Genomic DNA, 19,797 nt, shown 5'->3' on the forward strand with positions numbered 1-19,797 from the left:
CATATGTTCTCAATAGTCTATCTCCTCAGCTTCCGATTTTCCAGTTTCAAAAAAAGGATTTTTCAAATTAGTCTTTGCAAATAACCTTTGAACCTTCACCATCAATTACAATTCCCTGATGGTTGTTAATAGGGCATAGATTCAAATCCGAAAATTCAGTCATTATTTTCTCGGTAACTTTCTTAAATGGTGCTGTAAGATAATGCGGAAGAACATAGAAATCAATCAAATCAAGCCCTGCATCATCTTCTTGTGAGTAGTCCTCCGGCTTTTCATCCATTTGCTCGATATATTGGATGCTTGGAGCGCATATAATCGCACCTGCCGATTCACCAATCATCAGTTTTCCCTTTGCCAATTCTTTTTTCAACAGCTCATCCGTTCCCGTTTTACGGAGCTGGTCTATAAGGAAAAAAGAATTTCCGCCGGTAAAATATATCACATCCGCATCTTCAAAAACAGACTGTATCGTTGAATAAGCCTCCGTTGAAATATCAATTTCAGTTACGATTGCTCCCAACTTTTTGAATAATTTTCGAGCCGAGCCGACATAACCGGTGTAGCCTTCACGCAGCGAAGCTGTTGGAATAAATGCGACTTTTTTATTTTCAATTTCTTCCTTTATCAGACTTCCTACACTTGAAAAGTGCGAACATAAAAACAGTTTCATCAATATTCTCCTTTATATATAAATTCTAATTTTCCAATTTAACAAACTTGAATTTGTAAATATCATTTTACATTTTTATATGAAATCACAATATGACTTGGTGCAAATAATACTGATGCAATAATCAATAGCACTGACCTACTCATAATCCCACTAAATAAGAACAACATTGAAGGAATAATAGAAAGTGCTAATGCTCTGAAAACGCTGTTTTTCTTAAAACATATAATCCAAATAGCACAATAAAGCATTACCAATATGGTATCTACAATCAGATATAGTGCAAATGCTTCGTCAGACCACCACCCGAACCAAGTTCCCGGAATATTGATTATCATGAATCCGAAACAACCCAATCTCCCTACTTGTTCTGTGACCTCAACATATTTATTATTCCACTTATTATCAAATCCATCTTTGCACTTAATCGCAAATACAACATTGGGTATCATAATGACTGCAATAAAAATCAGCCCAAAAACATTAAACCATTCCATATTATCTACCATCACAAACTCTGATTTGTATTTCTGTTTGTTTTAAAAATGGGCAACTCCGATTGGAATTGCCCACTCATTGCACTAATTATGCGATTTTTTCTTGCTTGCACCGATTTCTGCATCAATTGATGTAAGTTTGATGTAAATCGCTGTTTTTTTAGTTTTTTATCAAATGAAGTACGTCCCGTCTATTCGGTAAAACGGTACATCTTTACATCATCTTAATAGAGCTTTGCACCTGCTGGAATGTGGTCATCAACCATCAGAAGATGAAGCTTTTCTTCGCCTTCTTCTTCATGAATAGCACTGAGGAGCATACCGCAAGAGTCAATGCCCATCATAGCTCTCGGTGGAAGATTTGTGATAGCAATAAGAGTCTTTCCAACCAGTTCTTCCGGCTCATAAAAGCTATGAATACCGCTTAAAATGGTTCTGTCTGTGCCTGTTCCGTCATCAAGAGTAAACTGTAACAGTTTCTTTGACTTCGGTACTGCAACACACTCTTTAACCTTTACCGCACGGAAATCTGACTTGCTGAATGTATCAAAGTCTACCATTTCCTCAAATAAAGGCTCTACCTTTACCTTAGAAAAATCAATCTTTTCAGACTCAGTTTTTACATTTTTTTCAGGTGCTTCAGAAGCTGTATTATTTACATCATTTTTCTTATTTACACCATCTAAGGACTTCATTGTTGGGAAGAGCAGCACGTCTCTGATTGCCTCCGCGCCTGTCAGAAGCATACACATACGGTCAATGCCGAATCCAATACCACCGGTCGGCGGCATACCGATCTCCAATGCGTTCATAAAGTCTTCATCTGTTGTATTGGCTTCATCATCGCCCTGTGCAAGCAGTTCTTCCTGGGCTTTAAAACGTTCTCTCTGGTCGATCGGATCGTTCAGCTCAGAATAAGCATTTGCCATCTCCCAACCATTCATGAAGAACTCGAAACGCTCTACATATTCCGGATTTTCTGGCTTTTTCTTCGTCAGCGGCGAGATCTCAACCGGGTGGTCCATAACGAACGTCGGCTGAAGCAGATGCTCCTCTACAAACTCCTCAAAGAAGAGATTCAGGATATCACCTTTTTTATGTCTCTCTTCAAACTCAATATGATGTTCTTTTGCAAGTTCTCTTGCCTGCTCCAGAGTCTCAACTTCATTCCAGTCAACGCCTGCGTACTTCTTCACTGCGTCAACCATTGTGATACGCTCGAACGGCTTACCGAGATCCATCGGGATTCCTTTGTATACGATCTGTGTCGTTCCGAGCACTTCCTGCGCAACAAAACGATACAGGTTCTCTGTCAGATCCATCATGCCGTGGTAATCTGTAAATGCCTGGTAAAGCTCCATCAGAGTGAACTCCGGGTTATGTCTTGTATCAAGACCCTCATTACGGAATACACGTCCGATCTCATATACCTTCTCGAGTCCTCCGACGATCAGTCTCTTCAGGTACAGCTCCAGGGAAATACGAAGCTTCAGATCTTCGTTCAGGGCATTGAAATGTGTCTCGAACGGTCTTGCTGCTGCTCCACCTGCGTTCTGTACAAGCATTGGAGTCTCAACTTCCATGAATCCTTCTCCGCTTAAGTACTTGCGGATCGCACTGAGAATCTTGGAACGCTTGATAAAGGTATCTTTAGACTCTGTGTTCATGATCAGGTCTACATATCTCTGACGGTAACGGGTATCTACATCTGTCAGACCGTGGAACTTCTCCGGGAGGATCTGTAAGCTCTTGGAGAGGAGTGTCACCTTCTCTGCATGGATAGAAATCTCACCTGTTCTTGTTCTGAAAGCAAATCCTTCCACTCCGAAGATATCACCGATATCAGATTTTTTAAAATCAGCGTAAGACTCTGTTCCGATCGCATCTCTTGCAACGTATACCTGGATGTTTCCCTGTAAATCCTGGATATTGCAGAAAGATGCCTTGCCCATGACTCTCTTAAACATCATACGTCCTGCAATTGCCACATGGATCGGGCTTGCGTCCATGATATTTCTTCTCTCTTCGTAATCCTTTTTAAGAGCTTCTTTCGCCTGCTCCTCATCCATTCCCTCTACGTTCGGCTCCTGGCGGTCTTTTAACAGCTCAGTCTCATGTGCCTCGTAAAGACCTTTCACCTCAAGCGAATGATGTGTCTGATCGAACTTTGTAATCTGGAACGGGTCTCTTCCGTTCTGCTGCAGCTCTGCAAGTTTCTCGCGGCGAACCTTCAGTAAGTGGTTAATATCCTGTTCCTGTGTCTGCTGTGCCAATCTCTTCACTCCCTTTTCTTTGTATTTTTTAGATATTTCTCTGGATAGAAAGTACTTTGTACTGCATAATTCCGGCCGGTGTTTCTACATCGACAATATCATCCTTGTGCGCGCCGATCAGAGCTTTTCCTACCGGAGACTCGTTGGAAATTTTTCCTTCCAGGCTGTTTGCCTCGGTGGAACCAACGATCTGGAACTCAATTTCTTCGTCATACTCCAGATCCAGTACGTCTACTTTACATCCAATATTGATCTTATCGGAATCTACTTCGTCCTCAACAACAACCTCTGCGTTTTTCAGGATTTTTTCGATCTCTTCAATTCTTGCCTCGATGTCACGCTGCTCATCTTTTGCTGCATCGTACTCGGCGTTCTCGGAAAGGTCTCCCTGCTCTCTTGCTTCTTTGATTTTACCGGCAATTTCTCTACGTTTGTTTACTTTGAGATCGTGAAGCTCGTCCTCCAGTTTTTTCAGGCCGGCATAGGTAAGAATCGTTTTTTTCTGTTCCATTTTATACACCCTTTCTATCGTTTCTGTATCCAGTCATATCTGATTTTATTCTGTAAACTCTCCGGAAATGCGCTGTATTTTCAGTATTCCCGGTTGAAATAAGGATAGACTCCGCCTATCCTAACAATTAAAGTAGTATAAAGGATTGCCCACGGAATGTCAAGAAAAAAAGAAACGCAGGAAAGATTTTCTTTTTCACAAATCCTTCCTGCATCTTTCTCTTATTTTTCCTTTATTTTTCGGATGAGCTTCCTGTCAGTGCTTTCTTTTTCCAATTTCCTTTTTTATAGAAAATCAGCGTCAGAAGCGCACCCATGCACCAGCTTACCAGCATGGAAATCCAGAGTACCTGATATCGTCCGTTTGGCAGCTCCGGCGTTCTGGTCAGAAAGGCCAGACCGTATGCCAGCGGCACACGGATTACAACAGTAACAACCATCGAAATCCACATCGGGGTCATCGTATCGCCTGCTCCACGCATGACGCCGGAAAGCGACTGTGTTATTGCCATGGCAATATAGCCGACCGCAAGGATCTTCATCATATTGGCACTTAATGTTACGAGCTCTGTGGTATTCGTAAAGATTCCCATCAGATGATGGCCGAAAATAACAATTAAAAGGGTAATGGTCGTTGAGGTTCCGACTGCAATCAGTGTTCCCTGTTTTGCGCCCTGCTCTACGCGGTCCATACGGCGTGCACCGACATTCTGACCGGCATACGTTGTCATCGCGGTACCAAACGAAAAGTTCGGCATCATTGCAAAGCCATCGACACGCATGATGATAACATTCGCGGCGATAACCATTTCACCGAAGCTGTTGGTCAGCGACTGTACGATAACCATCGCCATGGAGAAGATCGCCTGGGTAATACCGGACGGCAGGCCAAGGCGGATAATTTCCATCGAATACTGTTTTTTCATTTTCAGGTATTTGGGTCTGAAATCAAAAATGTCGGTCATACGCATCAGACGCCACATGCAGAGTACTGCAGAAATTGCCTGCGCAATCACGGTCGCGTATGCAACTCCGGCAACGCCCATGTGGAACTGGGAAACGAATACAATATCCAATACAATGTTGATGACCGTTGCCACCAGCAGATAAATCAGCGCCGAAATCGAATCGCCGAGTCCGCGAAGGATACCACATAGAATGTTATAGTACGCACTGCCGGCACAACCCACCATCAGGATCACCAGATACGAGGTACACCAGTCGATGATAGAATCCGGTGTTTTCAGCATTTCCAGCAGCGGCCTTGAGAGGACGGCTCCCAGAATCATAATAATGATGGAAGAAATTGCTGTCAGCGTGACGCAGTTTCCGATCGTCATTGAAAGCTCTTTTCTTTGTTTTGCCCCAAAATACTGCGACACCATGACGCCGGCGCCGACGGAAATTCCGACGAACAGAACCAGAAGCAGGTTTAAGATCGGGCTGGCGCTTCCAACTGCCGCAAGCGCATTGTCCCCGACATATTTTCCGATCACAATACTGTCAACCGTGTTGTAGAGCTGCTGGGCAATGTTGCCGATCAGCATAGGGATTGTAAAAGCTACAATCTTTTCCCACGGCTTTCCCACCGTCATGTCGGACGGTGCGAAAAGTTCCTTCATAGTCATACACTACACTCCCTCTTTAGTGTTTTTTGTCCCAATACCTCTGTTTATCAGTATAGCACAGAAAAAGCACCCATGATATATCAATATTGGCATATCATAGGTACTTTTTTGACTTATTTTTTATCCTCGTTCCCACTCATTCAGCATCTGTTCCAGCGCCTGCAGGCTCTCCACCTGATTGATCGCCGCGCGTAGCTTTGCCGAGTGCGGAAAGCCTGCCGTATACCATGCAACATGCTTGCGCATCTCGCGGATGCCGATCGCGCCGCCTTTGTATTCCACCTGCATCCGTGCATGGCGGAGCATCATTTCTTTTACCTCATGCTGGGTCGGCCTTGCAAGCGTTTCGCCTGTTTCCATATAATGAAGAATCTGTTTAAAAATCCACGGATTTCCTTCCGCGCCGCGTCCGATCATGATTCCGTCACAGCCGGTCTGCTCCACCAGTGCCTCGGCACTTGCCGCATCTGTCACATCGCCGTTTCCGATAACCGGAATCGATACTGCCTCTTTTACCCGGCGGATGATATCCCAGTCTGCTTTTCCGGAATAAAACTGCGCTCTCGTTCTTCCATGAACCGCAATTGCGGCCACTCCGCAGTCCTCGAGGATCTTCGCAATTTCCACAGCATTCGCCGATTCTTCGTTAAAGCCCTTTCGAATCTTTACGGTTACAGGCTTTTTCACTGCCTTTACCATGCTTGTCACGATTTCCCTCACCAGATGCGGATCCTTCATAAGGGCCGAGCCTTCGCCGTTATTGACAACCTTTGGCACCGGACAGCCCATGTTAAAATCCAGAATATCAAACGGCCTTTCTTCGATCTCCGCGGCAATCTGCCCCAAAATCTCCGGATCACTGCCGAAAAGCTGCAGGGACACCGGATGCTCACCCGGATCGATCGTCATCAGATCCTCGGTATTTTTATTCTTATATAAAATTGCCTTCGCGCTCACCATTTCCATACAGATCAGGCCCGCGCCCTGCTCCTTGCACAGAACACGAAACGGCAGATCCGTCACCCCCGCCATCGGTGCAAGCACGAGTGGGTTTGGCATCTCCACGTTTCCGATTTTCAGTGGCGGCATCTTTTGCAGTGTACGTTTCTTATTTTCCATTCGGCTTCTCTCCGTCCTCTTCCATCAGCGCCTCCTCCGGCACCTCCTCACCGAGGAAGAAGACACGGTAATACAGCTCCAGGGATTCCAGCAGCTCCTTTTTTTCTTCCTGATACTGCTTAATCCGAAGCGCGCCGCCGATCTCGTCGTACATCGCATCTGCGTCTACGGCCTCTGTTTCAAACTGCAGACTTCCGTCGCTGTCGAACCACATGGTAAAAATACCGCCGATTTCCACCGTAAACATAACACACATGACATGAAGCTCATCCTGCACAGACTGTGGCAGGGATGCAAAATCCTGGTTAAAATAATATTTCTGTTCGTATGCACTTGCTCCGCAGAGCACTACTTTTTCATTATCTGAATACATAATTTTTCCTTTCTCTTCCTTTTCCGGTCTCTCTATACGTAGCTGTATAAGCCTCGCACCGAAACCTCGCCGGAATGCACCTCAGTGATCGTTCCGTCCTCTTTTTGCACGCGCAGCTCACCGGTCGGCGTGATGCCAAGTGCAACGCCCTCGAACGGTTCCTTCGGATCGAGTACACGCACCGGCTGGTCTTTGTTTGCAAGCACAGCCTCATATGCTTCCTTCAGCCCGGAGAGATCCCCTGCTTCCAGGAATTTTTCATAGTCCTCCTCAAATGCCTCCAGCACTGCTGCGACCACTTTCGCCCGGTTGACGGAATGACCCATTTCTATCGCCAGTGAGGTCGCAATCTCCGCGATTTCTTCCGGAAATTCCATCTGATTGACATTGATTCCGGTTCCGATGACAACATAATTGATATAATCAATCTGTGCACTCATCTCTGTCAGGATCCCACAGAGCTTTTTCCCATTCAGCACCGCGTCGTTCGGCCATTTGATTTTCGTATCGACACCGAGCGCTTTTTGCACACCCTGCACTACGGCAAGTCCCATTACAATCGTCAGCATCGGTGCTTTGGCCGGCTCAAGATCCGGGTACAGCAGAATCGACATCGAAACAGAGGTTCCCTCCGGTGATTTCCAGACTCTGCCGCGGCGGCCTTTTCCGGCAGTCTGCGTCTCGGCTGTTGTCAGGGTACCGTTCGGCGCACCCTCTTCCGCCAGCCGCTTCGCCCACGTGTTTGTCGAATCCACCTCGCGGCTGTAATAAACCGTCTGTCCGACATATTTCGTATGCGTGCGGCTTTCCAGCTCATCCTTCGTTACGAGATCCGGCTCATTTAACAGACGGTATCCCTTATTCTGAACAGCCTCAATTTCGTATCCTTCTTCTTTCAACTGATTCATCATCTTCCATACTGCGGTGCGGGAAATCCCAAAATGTTCACACAGCTCCTGTCCGGAAACATTTTTTCCGGATTCCCGCAGAAGACGCAGCGTCTCGGCTCTCTTATTTTCCAGCATATCGTATCTTCACACTCCTCGTGTCGCTTTCTCACATAAGAAGCACGCTTTCTTCGTTTCGTAAAATCAACAGCAGCGCTGCGGAAGAGTTTTCCGCAGCGCTGCTGTGCGTGTTTCTTCGTTATTCTATTATACACAGTCTATTCCGGTTTTTCCACCCAAAACTTTATGCTCCGAGGGTCGCTGCCATAACTGCTTTGATCGTATGCATACGGTTCTCTGCTTCTTCGAATACTCTCGACTGCGCAGATTCAAACACCTCATCGGTTACTTCCATCTCGTTCAGGCCGTAGCGGTCGTGGATCTCTTTTCCGATCTTTGTTTTCAGATCGTGGAAGGACGGCAGGCAGTGCAGGAATACGGCGGTATCTTTTGCATTTGCCATTGCTTCTTTTGTGACACGGTACGGAGTCAGATCGTGGATTCTCTCCTCCCATACGCTGTCCGGCTCACCCATAGATACCCAGACATCGGTGTAGATAACATCGGCATCTTTTGTTCCCTCTTTTACGTCCTCGGTGAGGGTGATGGTTGCACCGCTCTCCTTTGCATACTCCTCACACTGAGCCACAAGCTCTGCGTTCGGGAAGTATTTCTTCGGTGCACAGGCCACAAAATCCATTCCCATCTTGGCAGATGCAATCATCAGGGAATTTCCCATATTGTAGCGGGCGTCGCCCATGTAAACGAGTTTGATGCCTTTTAAGTGGCCGAACTCTTCCTGGATTGTCAGCATATCGGCGAGCATCTGGGTCGGGTGGTACTCGTTCGTCAGTCCGTTCCATACCGGGACTTTGGAATATTTTGCCAGCTCTTCTACGATCTCCTGGCCGAATCCACGGTACTCGATTCCCTCATACATACCGGCAAGAACGCGGGCTGTATCTTTAATGCTCTCTTTTTTGCCGATCTGGGAACCGGTCGGATCCAGATACGTTGTTCCCATACCGAGATCGTGTGCAGCTACCTCGAAGGAACAGCGGGTTCTGGTGCTGGTTTTCTCGAAGATCAGTGCAACGTTTTTACTGCGCAGGGTATCCACCGGAATGCCTTTCTTTTTCTTCTCCTTCAGCTCTGCGGACAGATCCAGCAGATAGGCAATCTCTTCCGGTGTAAAATCTTTCAATGTCAGAAAATCGCGTCCTTTTAAATCCATGGCTTGTTCCTCCTTATATCTGCATATGGTGTATTTTATTATTTCCTATACTGTGATGTTGGGTCAAAAAGTTTTTTGCCCCTTGGTTTCCTTGAATAGTCTCTATTATGAAACAGACCTGTTCATCTGTCAAGAGGAAAATGTATATTTTTACGTATTTTCTTTATATTATTCATATAATATGCATTTTTATGCACTTTAAAAACACTCTCTTTCCATTTTTCCCGTTATCACGGCTGTCACCGGGGGCTCTTGTAACTGCGGACTTTTGTTCGCTGTCCATGAAAAATCTCCCACATCCGGCATCACGCTTTCTGTGGGAGAATTCTCTTTTTCTTATCGATTTATCTCTATTTTACTTCTGCACTTCTTTTCCTGCCGGCACTTTCTGTTCCTCCACAATACCTTTGAATGTGGTGGCCAGACTTGCCAGTCCCTGCAGATCGGACGGAACAACAATCTTTGTTGCCTTTCCATTTGCCAGAACACCGAGTGCCTCGAGGCTCTTTAAGGTAAGAACAGCATCGTCTGCACCGGCTTCTTTGATCGCGCGGATACCATCGGCATTTGCCTGCTGTACTTTGAGGATTGCCTCTGCCTGGCCTTCTGCCTCACGGATCCGTTTCTCTTTTTCTGCCTCTGCGCGAAGAATAGCCGCCTGTTTTTCAGCCTCTGCATCGAGGATGGCCGACTGTTTTTTACCTTCGGCAACAAGGATGGTCGATTTTTTCTCTCCTTCTGCAATCAGGATTGCTTCACGGCGTTCACGCTCTGCCTTCATCTGTTTCTCCATTGCTTCCTGAATGGCTGCCGGAGGCATAATGTTTTTCAGCTCGACACGGTTTACTTTAATTCCCCACGGATCGGTCGCGATATCAAGCGCAGCCTGCATCTTCGTGTTGATGATCTCACGGGATGTCAGCGTTTCATCAAGCTCCAGATCTCCGATGATGTTTCGAAGCGTTGTTGCCGTCAGGTTTTCAATTGCCATCAGCGGATTGACAACACCGTATGCAAACAGCTTCGGATCGGTAATCTGGAAGAATACAACGGTATCAATCTGCATCGTAACATTATCTTTTGTGATAACCGGCTGCGGCGGGAAATCCACCACCTGCTCTTTTAAATTCACGCGGATGGCCACGCGCTCGATAAACGGAACTTTAAAATGAAGACCGGTTGCCCAGGTGCCTTTGTATTTTCCAAGGCTCTCAACAACGTAAGCACTGGCCTGCGGCACGATCTTCACACACGATGCTGCAATAAACAGTACAATCACAAGAAGCACAATCAATAAAATTCCTGCAACTCCTCCACCACTCATGTTTCATTTCCTCCTTCTTTTTCTTTGACCTTTACAATCAGCTTGACGCCTTCCACACGGAGCACTGCAACAACAGTGTCCACGGGAATCGTGCCTCCTTCGTTTTCTGTCCGCGCGGTCCAGATATTTCCGCCAAGCGAAACCTTTCCGGTTCCCGCAAGATTGGAGATTTCTTCCGTCACGACTCCTTCCATGCCAACCACACGGTCCACGTTCGTCTTCAGTGTATCCTTATTCAGAAAGCGAACGGCGAACGGACGTGTAAAAAACAGAAGTACCAGCGATACAACAAGAAACAGTACGATCTGAATCACAATCCCTGCTCCGCACATGGCAGCGATCAAAGCAACAAGCGCCCCACCTGCAAACCAGATCGTCGCAAGACCAAGTGTTGCTGCTTCAATCACTAAAAAAACGACGAGTGCGATCAGCCAATAAACCGGCAGGTAAGCTGTAATACCCATGCGTTTTTCCCCCTTTCTGAAAAAATTGGCTGTTGTATTCATCATACTATAATGATGAAAAAATAACAAGCAAAGTTAAAAACATTCAGAAAAAAGAAAGATTTGTCAGGAATCATCTACAGACTGTCAATTCCAAGCCGGGACATGAAAACGAGGATAGCTGACAAAAAACCATATGCGTGAATACGTAAAAATAATACGAGGGTGAAGCTCAATAGTTTCCAGAATACCGATTTGATTTGAACTGCGTAATGCAGGCAATTCCGTATCGTCAGGGTTTTTCGAACAAACGGATCTGACCCATACTGTTTCAGCAGCTTTCTGACCACAGAAACATTTTTTCCTTCATATGTCATCTCTTCCTTCGCCAGATACATTGCACCAATCACCAGGTGAAACAGCATCAGGTCGCCATAAATGTGTGTTGCTCTGGCCGGTATTTTGGGGAATCACTTTTTTCTGTTTTCTCTCCAATACCTACCGCGTCCGCCATACAACACTACGTCAGACATTAGCAGACTTCCGCGCCGATAACCAGAAAACCAAGCTGTTGAAAATTTTTGAAAATAACGATGTCCCGTAACTGGAAATCCAACAACATTTCCTGTAAAACTCCATAAGGATAGTCTGCACTTTTTGACTATCCGGTAGTATTTGTTTCAGAGTAAAAAAAGAGTAAGTGAACGTCTCCCCTTGTTCACTTACTCTTTTTTCTATACCGTCGATTCCATCTCATTTTTCATGACTTTGAACCGATCACAATCTATGGAAATGCATGCTCTCTCCGCCTATCCCCTTGCGAAGGTTCCACGCCTGTTTTTAATAAAAATGCTGATATCCGATCTGGATTCCGCTGCCGTAGCCGCTGTTAAAATACAGGCATCCGCCAACCGGGCTCTCGCCGGAAAGTGCTGCCTGTGCAGCTGCATAACAGTCACTTCTTGCTCCGCGGGAAAGCACGCTCTGGAAGGTTCCGGTCGCAACCGGTGTAAACTGTCCACCCTGATAAATAACGCCGGAAACACTGTTCGGGAAGGAACCGCTGTTGACACGGTTTACTACAACCGCTCCGACTGCCACCATTCCTGTGTAGCTCTCGCCGCCTGCCTCGCACTCGATCAGTGCTGCAAGCATTGCCACATCATTGCTGTCTGCGGAAATTACCGATGCACTGCCTGCTGTGGAGGCTGCTGCTGCGCTGCTTGCCGCACAGGCCTGTGATGCCTGGTATTCCTCCATGGAAACAGCACCTTTTAACTCCTCTGAAAGTGTCACATAGTCTCCATGAACGTATGCGCTGCTTCCGCTGTACTGGATCTGATACCAGTCTGCCTCTTCGCCGAATACGCTGACCTCACCATTCTGTGTCAGTGTTCCGATCTGCGCGGAATCTGTGGATGCTGCCTCACGGACACGAAGGCTGTCCGCCTGAACAACTCCGGTGATACCGCACATATTGCGGTAATGTGCTTTTGCCTCTTCCCCAAATACCAGATATTCATTCTTTATGTAGCCTTCTACACCATTGGAAGAGATCTTGCTCCACTCGTCTCCTTTTTCTGTTACAGTAACCGCATAGCCCGGCATCAGAACTCCGACGATCTCGGAATCTGCGTTTGCCTCGCTGCGGATGTTGACATATCCTTCTACGTTTGCTGCAGCCATTGTGCTCCAGTCTGTTTTATTTAAAATGGTTTCTTCCTTTGTCTCTGCTTTTACGGGTGCAGCCATGATGACAGTCAGTGTGAGCACGCTCCCCAGGATGCCCGGCACATAACTTTTTTTGAATGTCATACTTACCTCCTGAACAATTATTACGTTTTTGTTACATCTTGTTACAAACCGATTCTACCAGTGTTACATCTTTTTGTCAACTGGAACATTTCGACAACATTCCTGTCTTTTCCCATCGTTTTTTTCATAGAACCCACAATTTTTCACCACTTTTCCGCTTTTTTGACGAATTGGATCGGTTTTTATTCCCACTTTTTCTTCTGCATGCGGCCTGCCTGGAATACTTTTCCGTGTCTTGTTTCCTTCTTTTTATTTTGCTTTTGTTTCACATTCTGCCCTTTCTGCCCTCTTTTTCCGCAAATATTTTTTAAGAAATTGTGACAGTTCTTTTTCTATTTTTCGACATGCATTACAAACCTTTTCCACTTTTGACGCATTTTCAAATTTTCTTTTAACTTTTTATTTTTACATGATATTTCTTTCTACATATGGTATAATCTTAAAAAAGAAAGAAAATTTATATTTTATCAATTATTTTTCTTTCAATTTATACGTGAAACTTACCGCAGGAAAATAAAACAGACCGACATTAGAAACCGATCAGGTGAAAGGAGGATGTCATATGTTACACAGCACACAGACAACGAAAAAACACACAGGAAATTTGATTCTGAGATTCGGAATGGCAGGCCTCCTGGCGGCCGGATTATTTTTTTCCGCTCCGTATTCGGCAGCAGCCGAGACAGTTCCAAGTGCAGAAAATACAGACGCCGGTGAAATTACCATTCACTTCACCCATTACGATGCACAGGACCTGGAATTCTATCTGAACACCGATCAGGCGGCTCTTGCTTTTACCGATGCTGCCCTGACATTTCAGGATTCCACAATGGATGCACCGGTCACCATGTCATATCTTTCCGATGATGGTTCCTATGTCCTGTATCAGAACAGCGAACCGGTCGAGGAAGTAAACGGAACGTTCTCCGTATCGATGGTTACGGAACCTGGCTACACACTGGATATGGATCAGATTTCCTTCTATGTTAATGGACAGGCCGTTTCCAATGGCGGTTCCGTTGTGATTACGGATTCTTCGGCGGCGATGACTTCTCTTGTTTACTGTACCGCAATCCCGGAAACACCGGCAACTGACCCGGAGCCATCTCTTCCGGAAGAACCATCTGCACCGGAAGTTCCGGAAGAACCGGCCGCTCCAGAACCATCCGTTCCGGAACAGCCATCCGCACCGTCAGAAACCCCGACCGTGGTACAGCCATCTGCTTCGGAACAGCCGGCACAGGAAAATATTCTTCCGGAAACCACAGCTCCTGCATCCAAAACCGCACCGGAACAGGTTCCTGCATCCGAACCGATCGCAGCAGAACCGATTGCCAGCGCAGTTGTTACAGAAGACGAAGAAGTTGATCTTTCCACCATCCACCCGGAAGTTACCGCATCCGCTGTTACTTCTTCCAGCCAGCTTCCAGCCGCAACGCAGATTGTACCATCTGTCAGAACAACAGACCCGGATGCACAGATTATTACTTCGGAAACTGCAGCTCTTGAAAATGCCGCACAGACCGAGAATACACAGACTGCACACACAGGAATCGGCTCCTGGTTCCATCAGCGAACAAATCAGATCCTCGCAGTCATGATCGCTGTGATCCTGCTTCTGATCCTGATCGAATCACTTCTGGCACTAAAGGATTCCATGAATCAGAAAAGATCGCATCGCTTCTATTAAAAATAAGGTCCATAATAAAAAATAAGCATACAAAAAGAAGGAACGTATCTCATGAAACATGGGATACGTTCCTTCTCTTATATTATTTTTTATCCTCTTTTTTTCGCAGCCGCTTTCTGAATCTCACAGAAATCGTGCAGCGCCTGACGGCCGATTTTTACAATTTTACGGATGTTGATGGAATTTGTTCCTCCCTGACGCGGCTTGAAGCTGATCGGGATGAAACGGATTTTCCGGTGAAAATACGCTCCGAAGGCAGTCATCAGTGCGTTCGGCAGATTGTAGTTTTCCGGCATCAGCGGCAGATACTCGGCCACGTAGTCTGTTTTCATCAGACGGAACGGGGCATTTGCATCCGGCACGGATACGTGGAAATAGGTCCAGAGCACCGCGCACAGCACTTTTTCCACGACAGCGCGGGAAAAGCCGTCGCCGCGGCTTGTGCGGTTTCCGAAAATGGCGTCGTAGCCCTCGCGGATCTGCCAGAACTTTTCGAACTCCGCCGGATCGGTCTGACCGTCGGAATCGGTCTGGAAGATATAGTCCGCACCGTTTTCAAGTGCATAGCGGTAGCCGTACAGAACGGTGGAACCGTGGCCGCCGTTTGGCTTCGTCAGCACGGTGAGCAACGGGCGGGTTTCGCACTCTGCTGAAGCAATTTCATACGTATCGTCGCGGCTTCCGTCGTTGATGATCACAAGACGGGACGCACCGCCGCCGTTATGCTTCTCCACGACGGGACACCATTCCTCGATCGTTCTTTTGATATTTTCCGACTCATTATAGGCTGGTATTACAATATATAAGGTATCCATTGGTATTCTCCTTGCATTTCCTTCCATCCATTATACAGGATTTCTTTTCATTGCGAAAGATGCTCTCATGGAGAAAATTTCCCAGTACCGTTCGTTTGTTATTCTTCCCACAGTTTCTGCGGATAACGGCCCTCGTCTTTTAATTTCTGCAGTGCTGCCATGACATTTTCTTTGTCTTCTTTGTACGTTACGCCGTACCAGTTATCATAGGAGCGGAGTACGGTGACTTCCGCTTTTTTCTCCTGCAGCAGTTCATCGACAATGAACGGCAGGAAGTATTCGCCTTTTAACGGGTTAGTTTTGTATACATCCTCGAGGAACGGCAGGAAGCGGCGTTTCAGCTCAATCAGGATACTCGGTGTGAAGCCCCAGAGGTTCATGGAAACGATCGTTCCCTGCGGCAGTCCGGTCCAGGTTGCGCCGTCATCCTCGGTGTATTCGGCCTGTCCGCCGTGGTTTTCGATTCTTGTGCGCTCATGAATGCCGACAAGGTGGTTCTGGTCGTCTGCGGTGCAGATACCGCGGGCTACGTGGCCATTGTCGGTCAGGGTTTTGTACAGGTCGTAGGCAACCATCGCGTACTGATAGGTCGCGCCGTCCTGCTCGGTTGTCAGCTGGCGGTAGATCTCCTCGAATGCCGTTCTTCCATAATAATCATCGGAATTGATGACGGCGAACGGTGCGCCGTCGATGGCTTCTGCCGCACAGAGAATCGCATGACCGGTTCCCCACGGTTTGACGCGGCCTTCCGGCACTTCGTAGCCTTTCGGGAGAACGTCGAGTTCCTGGTAAGCATACTCTACATCCATGTATTTCTCAATTCGCTTGCCGATGCCCTCGCGGAATGCCTCGTCGATGGCTTTTTTGATGATAAAGATGACTTTCTCAAAGCCTGCCTGTTTTGCATCATAAATGGAAAAGTCGATAATCATATTTCCGTACGGGTCAACCGGATCAATCTGTTTTAATCCGCCGTAACGGCTTCCCATTCCTGCTGCCATGATGACTAATACTGGTTTTTTGCTCATGATGTTCTCTCCTTTTTATTCTCCAAAATAAGCTTTTAATCTCTCCGCAAAGTCTGCCGGGATTTCTCTTTCAAATGGAAATGGTTCTGCATCCGCCAGATACTCGGCGATTTCGCCCAGGACACCGGCGCTCCGGTTCAGTGACCAGGCGGAGATCCAGTCGATCGTATCGTGGCAGGTGTGCATGCCGAAACCATCGCGGTTCAGCGTCATCGCCGGGATGCCCTTCCATGCGAAGGTGTTGGAATCGCTGCTCCAGATGTTGTTGATGAGCGATACGCCTTTGTCCGCCTGTTTTAAGTGCTCCATGATCGCGTCGCATGCCTCTTTCGTTGCTGCCACGCCAAGCACGGTTCCGCCGATGGCCTGTCCGGCGAGGTCGACGTTCATGTTGAAGCGGTGCTGCGTCAGCTCGGCTTCATGCGCTTTCACATACGCCCGGCTTCCGCAGAGACCCAGCTCCTCCGCGCCGAACCAGATGCATTCCAGTGTCCGTTTCGGGCGGTTTTCGGCGAAGTAGTGTGCCAGCTCCATGATGATCGCTGCGCCCGCCATGTTGTCGTATGCACCAGGTCCCTGCGGAACGGAATCGTAATGAGCCGTCAGCGTCAGGATTTCCTCTGGCTGCTCGGTTCCCGGGATGCGCAGGATGATATTTTTCGACGTTCTCCTGATTTTTTTCTGCTGTAAAACGAGGCGTGCACGGCTCGCTCCCCGTTCTACCAGTTCCATCGCATCAAGATAATGAATGACGGCGCACGGCAGTTTCGGATTTTTTACGCCGCGCAGGGTGCGGTAGTCCGGCAGGCGGTCCTCGTCTTTGTCCAGCGGCGTTCCGGTCAGGATCAGAAATCCGACGGCTCCTGCTTTTTCCAGTTTTTCATAGTTTTCTGCATTGGCACCGCCGTTGATCAGGACGATTTTCCCTTCTGCATGGGAAAGGCTGACCGGGTCGCCGTTTTCTACGTAGAGGAATGGTGCCTCCATGCCTTCCGGAGCGGTATTGGCTGCCGCGAAGCAGCCGCGGACGGTGTATGTTTTCTCATATGGCTCTGTGACCGTAAAGACAGCTTCGTCAACCTGCCATGTCTCAATCTCGAACGGCTCGCGGCGGATCTGCAATTCGCCCTGCCCCCATTTTTCTGCGATTTCAGAAAGTTCTTTTTCGATCCGGCAGGCTGCTTTTTCTTCGCCTTTCGTTCCGGCTTCGCGGATGTAGTTAAACTGGCTGACGAACGCATACTGCCGCTGGCCGCTGATGGTATTTGCTTTCATAATAATGTTATGTCCTTTTCTTTTCTTTTTTTATTTTCTTAAAGTTCTTCCAGTACCGCTCTCGCGCTGCGCACGGCTTTAACATCGGTGCGGTAGAGGGTGTATTCGCTTAAGGATGGAAGTCCCATGTTCACATTTTCTTTCCGATACTGCATCGGGCTCGCCAGTTCGATTTTTCCGGACATGTGGTAGGCGGTCACGCCGGTTTTCAGATACAGCTCGCGGATCGCATCCGCGCAAATACCGCCGCCCGCCTGAATACGGATGCGTCCCGCCGCCTGGCGCTGCAGTTCGGCGAGAAGCTCTGCTCCTTTTACCGCACTGTTCTGCTGACCGGAGGTGAGAATGGTGTTCATACCGAGCGATACCGCCTGCTCAAGCGCTTCTTTCGGATCGCGGCAGACATCGAACGCGCGGTGCAGCGTCACAGACATGCCGTTTGCCGCCTCCATCAGCTGTTCCATCGCTGTCATATTCATTGTTCCATCCTCTTTCAGCACGCCGATCACAACGCCCTCTGCACCGAGTTCGCGATACATCGCAACTTCCTCGCAAATTTCTTCTAATTCATATGGGGTGTAGCAGAAATCCCCGAACCGCGGGCGGATCAGTGCATGAATCGGAATGGTTGTCTGTCTGCGGATCACCTCAAACAGCTTCGAACCCGGAGTTGTTCCGCCGATCACCAGATTCTGACACAGCTCCAGCCGGCTTGCCCCGCCTTTTGCCGCCGCAAGCGCCGACTCCGCCGAGTCCACACAGACTTCCAGGATATAATCGTTCATAAAATTCCCTCTGTTTTCGTAAGTTTTCTTTCTCTATCATACCCTATTTAGGGCGATTAGGAAAGAGCTTCTTTGGTTCACTTTCGTTCACTTCTGCTTCTGATGCAGATATTTTTCTCTCGTTGCCATGCCGCCGCGAATGTGGCGTTCAGACTTGTTCACATCCAGAATTTTCCTCGCCTCTGCCGCCAGACCCGGATTCACCTGTACCAGACGTGATGTCAGATCCTTATGCACGGTACTTTTGCTCACTCCGAATTTTTTCGCCGTCTGCCGTACGGTCGCTTTCGTCTCAATCATGTAAATTGCTGTCTCCACAGCACGCTCTTCGATATAGTCCCTCACAAAAAGCCTCCGAAGACGCTGTTTTTACAGTGTATTCGGAGGCTTTGATGGGTATGTCTTCTATTTTATTATTTGTAATATACCCATACCGCTTTTGTCTGTTCCAGCACCTGATCGATATCCCAGGTTTTTTCGGAATTTTTTCTGCTGTTTGGGTCGTTGATTTTCAGTCTGCCATTCTGCAATCCGGTAAGAACGATAAAATGACCGTTGCTGGTAAACTCCCCGGGTCCCATCAGGGCAATGATGGGGTTTCCGGCCTGCAGGTTGTTTTCCACCCGTTCCCGTTCCACAGGGATTTCTTTGCTGGAAAGGCCGATCTGCCGGGCTCCTTCCAGCATCAGAGACCAGGCGGTTCCGCTGCCGTCTACGGCATAGCCGTTCTGTGAGGCAAAATCGGCGACCCAGCGCGGATTTTTTGTGATATCGCCAGTCATGAAAATGGCAACCATGGAAAGTGCTGTCGGTCCGCAGCCGCTTAATCCCATCACTTCACCGGCATATCGGTGATAGCCCCATCTCTGATCCCACTGCAAGAGAAGCGGAACCTCCGATGCGGATGACAGGTCGCTCAGGTCAATCTCCGGCTCCTCCTCTTTTTTCAACGGATATTCTTCGACGAACGTCTCCGTCTCATTGTTTCTCTCGTAAAGCGACAACAGCTCCTCCGGGTACTGATCCATTGAAATGCCGTTTGCTTTCGCATACCGTTGGATCGGATTCTGCCGGAAGCGCCGCACACCGCCCAAAAACAGAAGACAGCCGAACAGCAATAGCAGCCCGCGGATCCGCCATACCTTTCTTTTTCGTCTCCGTGCTCTTTCTCTTCTTTGTATTATCCTTCTTTGTGTCATTCTTTTTTGTTCTGCTATCTCTTGCCATTCCAGTGTATTGTTTTCACGGATCATGAAAAATCCCCCTCCCGATCTTATGGTGTACTCCCAAAATCTTTCTGTGCCTGATTTTGTGAGATGATTGAGAGTACATTCTTCCTTTTCATCATAACAAATTTCCGATTTTTCTTTT

19 protein-coding genes are annotated in these 19,797 nt (G+C 47.5%); 1 reads left to right on the plus strand and 18 read right to left on the minus strand.

Going from position 1 to position 19,797, the window contains the following annotated elements; translation table 11 throughout:
* Positions 1-67: 67 nt before the first annotated feature.
* The 12 genes from DWZ44_RS15455 to DWZ44_RS15520 all read right to left on the minus strand — a co-directional run bounded on the left by DWZ44_RS15455 (position 68) and on the right by DWZ44_RS15520 (position 12,833).
* Positions 68-670 (minus strand): Type 1 glutamine amidotransferase-like domain-containing protein, encoded by a 603-nt coding sequence (locus DWZ44_RS15455; protein ID WP_077326061.1) that lies wholly within the window; start codon positions 668-670, stop codon positions 68-70.
* A gap of 62 nt (positions 671-732) precedes the next feature.
* Positions 733-1,179, minus strand: coding sequence for a hypothetical protein (locus tag DWZ44_RS15460; RefSeq protein WP_005330834.1), 447 nt, complete (start codon positions 1,177-1,179; stop codon positions 733-735).
* Positions 1,180-1,391: 212 nt separating this feature from the next.
* Positions 1,392-3,440: a lysine--tRNA ligase gene (lysS, locus tag DWZ44_RS15470; RefSeq protein ID WP_117805256.1), complete on the minus strand. Its 2,049-nt coding sequence runs from the start codon at positions 3,438-3,440 to the stop codon at positions 1,392-1,394.
* A gap of 28 nt (positions 3,441-3,468) precedes the next feature.
* The gene (gene greA, locus DWZ44_RS15475; protein ID WP_022461080.1) at positions 3,469-3,951 is read right to left on the minus strand and encodes a transcription elongation factor GreA; all 483 of its coding nucleotides are present in this window, start codon (positions 3,949-3,951) and stop codon (positions 3,469-3,471) included.
* Between the two features lie 232 nt (positions 3,952-4,183).
* The gene (locus DWZ44_RS15480; protein ID WP_117805257.1) at positions 4,184-5,578 is read right to left on the minus strand and encodes an MATE family efflux transporter; all 1,395 of its coding nucleotides are present in this window, start codon (positions 5,576-5,578) and stop codon (positions 4,184-4,186) included.
* A 120-nt stretch (positions 5,579-5,698) separates the two neighbouring features.
* Complete coding sequence (gene dusB / locus DWZ44_RS15485; RefSeq protein WP_243002119.1) at positions 5,699-6,697, minus strand: tRNA dihydrouridine synthase DusB; 999 nt, start codon at positions 6,695-6,697, stop codon at positions 5,699-5,701.
* Positions 6,687-7,070, minus strand: a complete 384-nt coding sequence (locus tag DWZ44_RS15490) for a DUF6145 family protein (RefSeq protein ID WP_117510128.1) — start codon at positions 7,068-7,070, stop codon at positions 6,687-6,689. The genes dusB and DWZ44_RS15490 overlap by 11 nt, the downstream gene beginning before the upstream one ends.
* A 32-nt stretch (positions 7,071-7,102) precedes the next feature.
* Complete coding sequence (locus tag DWZ44_RS15495; protein ID WP_117510129.1) at positions 7,103-8,095, minus strand: biotin--[acetyl-CoA-carboxylase] ligase; 993 nt, start codon at positions 8,093-8,095, stop codon at positions 7,103-7,105.
* A 166-nt stretch (positions 8,096-8,261) separates the two neighbouring features.
* Positions 8,262-9,251 carry an ornithine carbamoyltransferase gene (argF, locus tag DWZ44_RS15500; protein ID WP_117805258.1) on the minus strand — a complete coding sequence of 330 codons (990 nt, stop codon included), beginning with the start codon at positions 9,249-9,251 and terminating at the stop codon, positions 8,262-8,264.
* Between the two features lie 355 nt (positions 9,252-9,606).
* Complete coding sequence (locus DWZ44_RS15505) at positions 9,607-10,575, minus strand: SPFH domain-containing protein (protein ID WP_117761275.1); 969 nt, start codon at positions 10,573-10,575, stop codon at positions 9,607-9,609.
* Entirely contained in the window at positions 10,572-11,039 is a 468-nt protein-coding gene (locus DWZ44_RS15510; RefSeq protein WP_117805259.1) for an NfeD family protein, read from the minus strand. Before DWZ44_RS15510 ends, DWZ44_RS15505 begins: the two co-directional genes overlap by 4 nt.
* Before the next feature lie 819 nt (positions 11,040-11,858).
* Positions 11,859-12,833 carry a cell wall hydrolase gene (locus DWZ44_RS15520; protein ID WP_117805260.1) on the minus strand — a complete coding sequence of 325 codons (975 nt, stop codon included), beginning with the start codon at positions 12,831-12,833 and terminating at the stop codon, positions 11,859-11,861.
* Positions 12,834-13,395: 562 nt separating this feature from the next.
* Here DWZ44_RS15520 and DWZ44_RS15525 point away from each other — a divergent pair.
* Positions 13,396-14,523 carry a hypothetical protein gene (locus tag DWZ44_RS15525; RefSeq protein ID WP_117805261.1) on the plus strand — a complete coding sequence of 376 codons (1,128 nt, stop codon included), beginning with the start codon at positions 13,396-13,398 and terminating at the stop codon, positions 14,521-14,523.
* A gap of 89 nt (positions 14,524-14,612) precedes the next feature.
* Here DWZ44_RS15525 and DWZ44_RS15530 read toward each other — a convergent pair whose 3' ends face one another.
* The 6 genes from DWZ44_RS15530 to DWZ44_RS15555 all read right to left on the minus strand — a co-directional run bounded on the left by DWZ44_RS15530 (position 14,613) and on the right by DWZ44_RS15555 (position 19,679).
* The gene (locus DWZ44_RS15530) at positions 14,613-15,338 is read right to left on the minus strand and encodes a glycosyltransferase family 2 protein (protein WP_117805262.1); all 726 of its coding nucleotides are present in this window, start codon (positions 15,336-15,338) and stop codon (positions 14,613-14,615) included.
* 98 nt (positions 15,339-15,436) lie between these two features.
* Positions 15,437-16,366, minus strand: coding sequence for a nucleotidyltransferase family protein (locus DWZ44_RS15535; protein WP_117805263.1), 930 nt, complete (start codon positions 16,364-16,366; stop codon positions 15,437-15,439).
* Between the two features lie 15 nt (positions 16,367-16,381).
* A complete protein-coding gene (locus DWZ44_RS15540; protein WP_117805264.1) occupies positions 16,382-17,641 on the minus strand; it encodes a M20/M25/M40 family metallo-hydrolase in 1,260 nt (419 codons plus the stop codon).
* 38 nt (positions 17,642-17,679) lie between these two features.
* On the minus strand, positions 17,680-18,426 hold the full coding sequence (locus DWZ44_RS15545) for a copper homeostasis protein CutC (RefSeq protein ID WP_117805265.1): 747 nt from the start codon (positions 18,424-18,426) through the stop codon (positions 17,680-17,682).
* 87 nt (positions 18,427-18,513) lie between these two features.
* Positions 18,514-18,771 (minus strand): sporulation transcriptional regulator SpoIIID, encoded by a 258-nt coding sequence (gene spoIIID, locus DWZ44_RS15550; protein ID WP_055220903.1) that lies wholly within the window; start codon positions 18,769-18,771, stop codon positions 18,514-18,516.
* 68 nt (positions 18,772-18,839) lie between these two features.
* On the minus strand, positions 18,840-19,679 hold the full coding sequence (locus DWZ44_RS15555; RefSeq protein WP_117805266.1) for a C39 family peptidase: 840 nt from the start codon (positions 19,677-19,679) through the stop codon (positions 18,840-18,842).
* Between the last annotated feature and the right edge of the window lie 118 nt (positions 19,680-19,797).

Source organism: Blautia sp. AF32-4BH, assembly GCF_003460565.1.
GTDB lineage: Bacteria > Bacillota > Clostridia > Lachnospirales > Lachnospiraceae > Fusicatenibacter > Fusicatenibacter saccharivorans.